At 68.7% G+C, this 8,792-nt stretch carries 10 protein-coding genes and 1 riboswitch; of the genes, 3 read left to right on the top strand and 7 right to left on the bottom strand.

Annotation, left to right across the window (positions count from 1 at the left end; translation table 11 throughout):
* Positions 1–69 precede the first annotated feature (69 nt).
* From ACGWYJ_RS38080 to ACGWYJ_RS38065, 4 genes are all read right to left on the bottom strand, one after another.
* Positions 70–324 (bottom strand): hypothetical protein, encoded by a 255-nt coding sequence (locus ACGWYJ_RS38080; RefSeq protein ID WP_395111487.1) that lies wholly within the window; start codon positions 322–324, stop codon positions 70–72.
* A gap of 112 nt (positions 325–436) precedes the next feature.
* A complete protein-coding gene (locus ACGWYJ_RS38075; RefSeq protein WP_395111486.1) occupies positions 437–940 on the bottom strand; it encodes a hypothetical protein in 504 nt (167 codons plus the stop codon).
* 22 nt (positions 941–962) lie between these two features.
* Positions 963–1,487, bottom strand: a complete 525-nt coding sequence (locus tag ACGWYJ_RS38070) for a hypothetical protein (protein ID WP_395111485.1) — start codon at positions 1,485–1,487, stop codon at positions 963–965.
* Entirely contained in the window at positions 1,484–1,726 is a 243-nt protein-coding gene (locus tag ACGWYJ_RS38065; protein ID WP_395111484.1) for a hypothetical protein, read from the bottom strand. Before ACGWYJ_RS38065 ends, ACGWYJ_RS38070 begins: the two co-directional genes overlap by 4 nt.
* A 188-nt stretch (positions 1,727–1,914) precedes the next feature.
* On the opposite strand from ACGWYJ_RS38065, the gene ACGWYJ_RS38060 reads away from it, so the two are divergent.
* The 3 genes from ACGWYJ_RS38060 to ACGWYJ_RS38050 all read left to right on the top strand — a co-directional run bounded on the left by ACGWYJ_RS38060 (position 1,915) and on the right by ACGWYJ_RS38050 (position 5,412).
* On the top strand, positions 1,915–3,150 hold the full coding sequence (locus tag ACGWYJ_RS38060) for a sensor histidine kinase (RefSeq protein ID WP_395111482.1): 1,236 nt from the start codon (positions 1,915–1,917) through the stop codon (positions 3,148–3,150).
* Positions 3,147–3,803, top strand: coding sequence for a response regulator (locus ACGWYJ_RS38055; RefSeq protein ID WP_395111481.1), 657 nt, complete (start codon positions 3,147–3,149; stop codon positions 3,801–3,803). The genes ACGWYJ_RS38060 and ACGWYJ_RS38055 overlap by 4 nt, the downstream gene beginning before the upstream one ends.
* Positions 3,804–4,227: 424 nt before the next feature.
* Entirely contained in the window at positions 4,228–5,412 is a 1,185-nt protein-coding gene (locus ACGWYJ_RS38050) for a C40 family peptidase (protein ID WP_395111480.1), read from the top strand.
* Positions 5,413–5,527: 115 nt separating this feature from the next.
* Here ACGWYJ_RS38050 and ACGWYJ_RS38045 read toward each other — a convergent pair whose 3' ends face one another.
* From ACGWYJ_RS38045 to ACGWYJ_RS38035, 3 genes are all read right to left on the bottom strand, one after another.
* Complete coding sequence (locus ACGWYJ_RS38045; RefSeq protein ID WP_395111478.1) at positions 5,528–6,295, bottom strand: D-alanyl-D-alanine carboxypeptidase family protein; 768 nt, start codon at positions 6,293–6,295, stop codon at positions 5,528–5,530.
* A gap of 9 nt (positions 6,296–6,304) precedes the next feature.
* A riboswitch (cyclic di-AMP (ydaO/yuaA leader) is annotated at positions 6,305–6,495 on the bottom strand.
* A gap of 368 nt (positions 6,496–6,863) precedes the next feature.
* The gene (locus tag ACGWYJ_RS38040; RefSeq protein WP_395111477.1) at positions 6,864–7,826 is read right to left on the bottom strand and encodes a hypothetical protein; all 963 of its coding nucleotides are present in this window, start codon (positions 7,824–7,826) and stop codon (positions 6,864–6,866) included.
* Positions 7,823–8,482: a GNAT family N-acetyltransferase gene (locus ACGWYJ_RS38035; protein ID WP_395111476.1), complete on the bottom strand. Its 660-nt coding sequence runs from the start codon at positions 8,480–8,482 to the stop codon at positions 7,823–7,825. Before ACGWYJ_RS38035 ends, ACGWYJ_RS38040 begins: the two co-directional genes overlap by 4 nt.
* Between the last annotated feature and the right edge of the window lie 310 nt (positions 8,483–8,792).

The raw sequence follows: 8,792 nt of genomic DNA, 5'->3' as shown, positions 1-8,792 counted from the left end.
CCTAGCCGTAGGTCGATCCTTCCCGAGGCGACGTCCTTCTGATGCGGACGTAGCGCGAGCGCGCGCATTTCAGGGGACGGATCGACGCCGCAGACCAACGCCGCAGACCAACGCCGCAGGGGTCCGCTGGAGCAGCCGGATCAGGCCGCCTGGGCCGTAACCCACTTCCAGGACCCGTTCGCCCGCGCGGACGTCGAGCAGCCCGAGTAGATCTCGCTGGGCGTTCATCCAGAGCATCAGACGGCCGGCGAGCCGTCCGGCCAGGCCGCGCGGCATCGCGAACGGCGACCGGGTCGGTTTTCCTGAGGTCCAGGGAATCGTCATGGTTCAGGGCTGTGCTTCGGGCTCGGGCCCGGTTGAAGTCAGGGCATGGGTCTGATTCCCCTTGCGGAAGCGGACATGCGCTTGGATCTCATCGCCCGTCCCCAGGACACGCCTATTTGGGTTGGGCGTGGTTGCCGTGGTCGCTGACTTGGGCGTCGAACCAGGCGTGCAGGGCCTTGACCATCGCGGGATCGGATGTGCTGAACACGATCCGGGCTCCGGCCTGCACGTTCTGGTAGGTCATGCGGATGCGCGTGTAGCCCTGAGACAGCGCCTGGATGCCCGGCATGGTCGTGCCGTGAATGCGGGCCGGATCGCCCCAATCACCCTGCCGGAACCTGGAGAACTCCTTGGTGAGGTGCTCGCGGATCAGCCGGATCTGGTTCTGGTCTGCGGGGTCGTCGGCCACCACCGTCTCCACGCCACCGTCGGCGGACTTGGTGAAGTGGTGCGTGGTGCGTTCAAGGTCGAAGGGCATCACCTTGCGGCTCCGCTCGGCCACCTCCGACTGGCGTTCGGCCTCGGCACCGGACGTACCGCAGGCCGCGGTCCCTGCTATCAGCGCGAGGGCCAGGCCCACCGCGGTCATGACGCGGGAGAAGGCTTCGTTCTTCATGGACGGCTCCTGCTGCAACTGGCTAGGGCACGAGGGCGGCGGAGCGCTGCCGGGGCTTGGTCTGCTGCTTGCGCCAGCCGTAGCGGGTCAGGCCCCTCGGCTTGTACAGGTTCAGAGCCGTGATCGTGAGCAGCACGATCAGGCCGCCTATGGAGTGCAAGAGAGAGCCGGGCAGTGCGCGGGGGTCGGGCGCGGAGGCCGCCTGCTCGGCCAGGTACCGGACGCTCTGCGCCTCTATCAGTAGGACCCCGGTGGCCACGAGGGTGAGCAGCAGGCTCACCACGACCCAGTAGTGCCGGAACAGGCCCCAGGTGGTGGCCAGCGACTGGACGATCCCGGTGAACAGCGCGGTCAGGGCCAGCGGGACGATGACGTACCGGACGGTCAGGTCCATGGCCAGATAGGCGGCCCGCACCGTCTGCACGTCGTGTCCGGCGGTGGCGGTGACGTCCAAAGCCAGGTATGCAACGAGCGCGCCAAGCCAGCCGACGGAGGTGGTGATGTGCATGGTGAGCATGAACTTGCGGATGCGCGGGCCAACGCTCACTGGTGGTTCCACTTGGACGGGTCGTGACCCTGTTCCTGCTGCTGGCCGGGCTCGTGCCGTCCCGGCCCGTGGTCCCCGCCGAGGCCGGTCAACAGGGCGACGGCGAACAACACGATCAGCACGGCGACGACGATCGCCGACACCTTCACCCACCGCGGCATCCGCGGGGGCGATCCCGGCGACGCCGGACCGGTCCCGGTGTCGTCATCGGTGTGGGCAGTGCGGGGGCGGTCGGTCATGACGTCGTCCTTTCGCGGCGGCCGCTCATGAGCGCATGCGGGCCTCTCGGTCTGTGCCATCTGTCTACAGAGACCGGGCCGACGGCGAAGACACCCCGCGTGGGGATCTTCGGTGTCCTCATTTTGTGGACGCGCATCCTCCACCGGGGCGATGGCCTGCGACGTCCACGCAGGTAGTGTCCAGGGTCATGGTGACGACCTCGGCCCACAGGCTCCTCGCCGCCCGGCCGCGCACCAGGACGCTCCTCGACATCGCGATCAGCTGTGCGGTGTTCGCCGGATCTCTGCTGCTCATCTCGCACGGCAATGTCGTCGTCTCCGGGCCGGGCGCGTCCCTGCACCCCATCCACTCCGCCGAGCGCGGACTCGACTGGATCAGCGGTGTGCTGGCGGCCTGTTCCACGCTTCCGGTCGTCGCCTGGCGCCGCTCCCCTTTCGGGGTGTTCGTGGGGACCACCGCGGCGGGCATCCTGCTGGTACTCCTGCACTACCCGCTGGACGTGCTGCTCGGCCCCGCCGCCGCGCTCTACCTGCTCGCCTCCAGCCGGGAACGGCACCATCCGTGGACGCGGCGTACCACCGTCACGGTGATCGCGCTGCTGGCGGCCTACCTCGTCGCGACCGCCGCGACACGGCCGGCCTTCCCGAGCATCGGACTGTTCCCCACACCCGTGGCCTGGGCCCTGGCCTGGTTCGCCGGTGACCGCTCGCGGCTGCGCCGTGAGCACATCGCCGACCTCCGGGAACGCGCCATTCGGGCCGAACGCGAGGCCGAACGCGAACGCCTGCTCGCCGCGGCCGAGGAACGCACCCGCATCGCCCGCGACCTACACGACTCCGCGGGACACGCGATCAGCGTGATCGCCGTCCGCGCCGGTGCCGCCCGCCTCGGCCACGACCGCAACCCCGAACGCTCACGCGCCGCCCTGCAGGCGATCGAGGACCTGGCGCGGCGCACCGCCGAGGAGATCGACACCATCGTCGGCACCCTCCGCGAAGGCGCTCCGCACGTCCCGTCGTCCCCGGGCGTCGAGGCACCGCCCGGGCTCGCCTCCCTCGACACACTGATCGCCCACCACACGGCCGCCGGGCACCGGATCACCCTCGACGCCTCGGGTACGCCGCGCCCGCTGGCCACCGCCGCCGACCAGGCCGCGTACCGGATCCTGCAGGAGTCGCTGACGAACGCGTCCCGCCATGGGACGGGCGGTGCCCGGATCGAACTGGCCTATCGCGAGGCGGCGGTCGAGCTGACCGTAACCAACCCGGCGCCAAGCGAGAACGGCTCCCGGCTGGGCGGCGGGCACGGGCTGATCGGCATGCGTGAACGCGCGGCCATGCTCGGCGGCACCTTGGACGCGGGCCGCGCCGGTGGTGCCTTCCGCGTCCACGCCCGCATCCCGTACGGAGGTGGCCGCCGGTGACGCGGGTGCTGATCGCCGATGACGACGACCTGATGCGCGCCGGACTCGCCGAACTCCTCGCCAACGACCCCACCATCGAGATCATCGGCCAGGCCGCCACCGGACGCCAGGCCGTCGACCGCGCCCGCCGCCTGTCCCCCGACGTCGTCCTGATGGACGTCCGCATGCCCGACCTCGACGGCATCGCCGCCACCCGCGAACTGGCCACGGCCGCCCCCGCCACCCGCGTCCTGATCCTGACGACCTTCGAGCAGGACGACTACATCTTCAGCGCGCTGCGCGCCGGCGCCTCCGGCTTCCTGCTCAAACGCACCCGCCCCGAAGACCTGATCGCCGCGGTCCACACCATCGCCGCTGGTGACTCCCTGCTCTCCCCGTCCGTCACCCGCCGTGTGATCGACCGCATGGCCCGCCAGCCCACCCCCGACCTCACCGGCCGGCCCGCGCTCGGGGACCTGACCCCGCGCGAACGGGAAGTCCTCGAACTCATCGCCCGCGGCCTGAACAACCGCGAGATCGCCACCGCGCTCGTGGTCGAGGAGTCCACCATCCGGACCCACGTCAAGCGCGTCCTGATGAAGCTCGGCCTGCGCGACCGCGTCCAAGCCGTCATCTACGCCTACGAGACCGGCCTCACCAACCCAGCCCCATGAGCCGCCTAGCCGCCCTGTCCACTGAACCGCGGCTCGACCCCCATATCCGCCACCGGGCGCCCGGCCTGGACCGATCGCGCCACTACCTGCCTCGCGATACAATACTATTCTGCTTAGTAGATAAGGGTCGATTGCGGCTGACGGCCCGGGAACCATCGAGATCCGTGGGGGATCCATGGGCGACTTGCGTACGCTGGCACCGCTGCTGGTGGCGGCAGGTTTTCTCCTGGTGATCACGGTTCTTTTGCTGGTCGGCAGGTCGGCCGCCAGCCGGAGATTCGATGAGAACAAGGACCGGCCATCCCGGCCGGACGACGGAGACCCCCGAACGGGACTCTGACCGCTCCGCCATCTTGATCGACGCGTCCCTTACCTCCTATCTTTCGTAGTAGATTCTGGGGCGGCGTCGCGTGAGGAGGCCGATGTGTTCGAGCGAAGCAGCCGGGCGTTGCCCCTGCTGATCGGCACATCGACACTCGCCACGTTGTCCGTGGGCCTGGCCTTCGTCGTCGGCCCGCCCGCCGATCCACCGGCCGCCCCTGAGCGAGTCCTTCCCGGGCGGTTCCTGGCCGCGCCACAGAGTCCACAATCGTCCGATGGCATCGTCGCTCCCCTGAAGGAACGGCTCACGCCTCATCTGCTGGTTTCGGCACCCTCATCCCTTCCGCAGGACGTCGTCGCCAAGGTCCGAGCCCTGAAGGATGTCCGGGCAGCAGAAGTCGCCGATGCCGCTCGAACGGCATTCGCAGGCAGCCGGGTGGGCCTGCTCGGCATCGACCCATCGACGTTCCGCAACTACACACCGCGTCCCACAGCGCAGTCCGACGCACTGTGGCGCAATGTCGCCGCCGGCGATATCGCGGTCTCGTTCACGCTGGGCACCGACGGCGCCGTACGGCTCGGCAGCCAGACGCCCATCGGCGGAACCGGCTCCCGGCCGCAGAGGACGATTCGAGTCGGAGCCCTCGCGACCATGGGAATCAGCGACGTCGACGCCGTCGTCTCCCGCGACACGGCACGCGAGCTCGGACTGCCGACCGGTAACGCGCTGCTCATCAGCGCGCGCAGCAGCGACCCCGGTTCCCTTACCTCGCGGCTGCGCAAGCTCCTGCCCCGGCAAGCCAAGATCGTCGGGCTCGCCGGCCTCGATGAGCGCACAGGCGCATCCGTCGGGCAGCTGCCCGACGCTCGTGGCCAGGTATTGACCGCCCGGCAGACTCGGGTCGCCATCCAAGCCGCCATGAGCAAGCTCGGGATGCCGTACGTCTGGGGTGGGGAGTCCGATGCCGAAGGTGGATACGACTGCTCGGGCATCCTGCAGTACGCCTTCGGCAAGGCCGGTGTGCGCCTTCCGCGGGTAGCGGCCGACCAGGCACGGACCGGGCGCGCCGTCCCGTTCGGCGAGGCCAGGCCGGGCGACCTGCTCACCTGGGCCCACGACCCGACCGCACCCGGCTACATCTCACACATCGCGCTCTACCTGGGAAAGGGAAGGATGCTCGCCGCACCGCGGCGCGGAACCTTCGTACGAGTCCAGCCGGTCTACTTCGTCAACTTCAAGGGAGCGATCCGGATCAACCCGAGGCTCGCGGCCCGACTGGCCGGCTAACGCACCGAATCGATCGCCCCACGGTCCGCTGCACGCCCGGGATGCCCGGTCAACGCTGCCCGGGCGCACAGCGACCGCCCGATCAGGCGGCTCGGTGGCCAGGAACATCCGTTCGTCAGTCGTTCTGTCCGACGTCGAACTCCCAGTGCCACGGCTCGTAGGGGCTGCTGTAGGCCCAGTCAGGATGGAGCCAGTCGTATTTCTCCGAGTTGGCGCGCATCCATTTGAACTGCGGTGATTCGTCGTCTTCGACACCACCGCAGAAGTCGGCGGCGATGCCGAGCCCATGCTTGCTGTTGCCGGGCTCTGCCGCCATGCCTGCCGGCATGCTCTCGTACAGGTCCTTCTGCTTGGCGAAGGACCGGTAGGAGTTGCGCAGGCAGATGTCGGAGCCGAAGCGCTTCTTGTAGGCGGTGTTGAGTTCATAGAAGGCCGATGCCGCGTCGCTCCGTAGCACCAGTCCCCGCTGTGGCAACGGGCACAAGTACCGGGTCGGGATCCGGCCGTTCGGAAACCTGCCCACCTTCCTCTTCTGCGAGGCATCGCAGGTGGTCGGCGGCTTGGCCGGAGGGACCGGGGGCCCGGCCGGAGGCTTGGCCGAAGGCTTGGCTGACGGGTGGGCCCGGGACTTCGCTTTGGGCTTGGTGTCAGGGCTGGGCGTGGCCTTGGCCGCCGGGCTGTTGCGCGATCGCGTCGTGTCCCGCGGCGTGGCGGACTTCTTGGCCCGATTGGCCGAGAGTGCCAGGTCCCCTGCCGTGGTGGTGGATTCCTTGGGGGCCGTGGTAACGGACGTCAGGCCCAGTGCGCCGGCGAGAATGCCGGCCAGCACGACGCCGGTCACCGGCGCTGCGATCTTGCCGTTCTTTCCATGCCGCTTGTGCACGGCACCATCTCCTAACTTCCATGGCGCCTACCGGGTTAGCTGACGGATTCGGGCGTGGAAGTCGCCCTACGGCACTCCTCGGATGTGGAGGATGCGCTGATTCACCCCTGCGAAGGCCGCTACATGCCTTCTGGCTTGTAGACCATTCGCGTTGGTTCCCCGGCTCCGCGCCGAAGGCGCGGACTAGGCGTTGCCGACTTCGCCGTGAGACTGATGCCTTGCGACCCTCGTGATACAGGGCACAGCTCGGGAAGCGGCTCGGGTTCGGTGGTACTCGGCACCTGGCGGGCGCCGAACGGATGGATCTCCCGGTCCCCGCGCGGCCGGCTGCGGCGTGGGACTCGCTGGACGGTCACCGACCTCCAGATGGAGGGCGGCCTCGAACGAAGTACGGGGCAATGTAGTAGCGATCCCAGCAAAACGGCAAGTCGAGGCCCGGGGGAGAGACAACAGGTCCCCTGGAAAGGGCCAAAGCAGACAGGCACTCGGCGGGCTTGCTCGAAGTACTATTTGATCTAGTACATGGGCCATACGTCGCCACGTCCATGAGTCCCGGACACCGGTTGCGTCAGCGTTTGAAGGCCAGGTGCAGGTGATCCTGGTGGACAGTGTTGGTGAACGAAGCCCTGCCACCCTTCGACACCGCCCACGGTGCGCCGACCTCGTTCGCTCCGGTGGTGAGGGCCTGGATTGCGACAGGCCGGGCAGGGACGTCGCCGCCACGGCGCTGCTCGGCGACGCGACGGCCGTCGACCGCCCAGATGTCCACGGCCCTGCCCTGCCGGTGGTTGCTCACCGATTCGCTCCCGTAGACCCTGAACGGGTGACCGGTGGAGACCACCGTGACGGAGATGGTGTGTTCCTTGGTGATCTCGAGCATCAGCCTCAGAACGCGCGTGTCCACCCGGCCGGCTTGGATGTCCCAGCGTGCGGTGTCGGGCAGCACGATGCGTTTGCTGGCCAGCACCTGGGCGGCGAGCGGGCCGAGTGCCCGCGCGGATTGCGGGGCCGCACCGCCTGTGGAGGCGATGCGCGTCACCGCCCAGCCCGCCGGCCGTTTGCTCAACCTGATGTCAATGGTCCGGGTGGTCGTTGTGATGACGGTCCATCGCCTGGTACTCAGCCTGACCACGGCCATGATCGAGGCCGACTTCGCCGTCAGGCCCCCAATCTGGGGATAGATCACTTCGCCCGCCCCCGCATCGGTCTTCGCGAGCAGCGGCGCCGCCTGCCCGGCCAGGGACGGGTCCATCCCGGCCGCGGCGAGGCGGTTTCCGGTCGCCCGGGCTTCTCCGCCCCCGGCGCCGTAGTTGGTCAACACCTCGACAAAGCGGACGGCGGCACGCTTGACCGCGGGGGCGGGCTCGTCGGCGGCGACCACGAACGCCTTCACCGCTGGCAGGGCCGGTACGGTCGCGCCTCCTCGAGACGGTGAAGGCTGCTGCAGACGACCTGAACCGGGCACGGAGCACGCTGCGAGCGGCATCACCACCAGGAGCGTCAGCAGCCGGGACGGGCGCTTCAGCTTCACAGGTTCATTCCGTAGGTCAGCCAGTGTTCGCCATCGACCCCATCGTGCATGTCCCGGGGTGTCCATCCGAGCCCTTCGTAGAACAGCCGCGCCGCCCGGTTCTCCTCCAGCACCTCCAAGGTCAGCCGCCGCGTGCCCTGGGTCCGGGCAAGGGCCACGAAACCGCGAGCCAGCATCCGCCCTACACCGGAGCGACGCCTGGCACCGTCCACGGCCATGTGGTGCAGCACGCCGGCGGTCGTGGGAGTCCTGGGCTGCATCCCGGACTGACGGGCCTGTTCGAGCCCCTGGGCGTACCGGCGCGCACGGGTGCGGACGAACCGGGCCGTCAGGCGCGGCCGCATCGAGAGGGACAACGCTCCGGCCCGCACCAACCGGGCACGATCCAGGTTCGCCACATGACGGCGATGGACCCTCTCATCCACCGTGCCGACCAGGAATCCCGCGAAGGCGCCATCGCATTCCCCGACCAGCGCCACCGCCGCCGGGCTCGTGACGAACGTCCGGTAGTAGTGCCCAAGGAACCGCTCGCCGAGATCCACGAAGAACCCCTGGTGCAGGTAGCGCCGATGCAGGTCGGCCACCTGCGGGACATCGCCGATCTCCATGACCCGCAGCATCAACATCGCCGCTTGCGGCTCGGACGTGTCAGTCATGTACCGCAGATCACCGTCCAGGTAGGCACCGGTCCAACCTTATCTACTATCTAACATAGTAGAAGTTTGCCAGAGACGCCTCCTCCTCATTCATCTCCCTTGTGAGCGGGGCACACGGATGATCCTGTACAACTACTGTTCATAGCAGGAGGGGAGCGGCCAAAGCATCCGCCGGTCGCCCGGACCTGTCGCTCCTCAGGCCATGGCCTCGCTCGTCCCGTACCTGACCCACTGGCGAACGACAGCCGGTCGTTCGCACGGCGACCGCACGGTCTCGCAGCCGAGGCGCCGTCTCTCACGGTTCTCTCAG

The sequence above is a fragment of the Actinomadura sp. SCN-SB genome (assembly GCF_043906805.1).
GTDB lineage: Bacteria > Actinomycetota > Actinomycetes > Streptosporangiales > Streptosporangiaceae > Spirillospora.
Note: the sequence above shows the minus strand (reverse complement) of the source record. Positions and strands in the feature narration are given on the sequence as shown.

Bases quoted from the DNA above. Each gene is read 5' to 3' on its own strand.
- ACGWYJ_RS38080 (WP_395111487.1), bottom strand. From the start codon at position 324: ATGACGATTCCCTGGACCTCAGGAAAACCGACCCGGTCGCCGTTCGCG.
- ACGWYJ_RS38075 (WP_395111486.1), bottom strand. From the start codon at position 940: ATGAAGAACGAAGCCTTCTCCCGCGTCATGACCGCGGTGGGCCTGGCC.
- ACGWYJ_RS38065 (WP_395111484.1), bottom strand. From the start codon at position 1,726: ATGACCGACCGCCCCCGCACTGCCCACACCGATGACGACACCGGGACC.
- ACGWYJ_RS38060 (WP_395111482.1), top strand. From the start codon at position 1,915: ATGGTGACGACCTCGGCCCACAGGCTCCTCGCCGCCCGGCCGCGCACC.
- ACGWYJ_RS38035 (WP_395111476.1), bottom strand. From the start codon at position 8,482: ATGACTGACACGTCCGAGCCGCAAGCGGCGATGTTGATGCTGCGGGTC.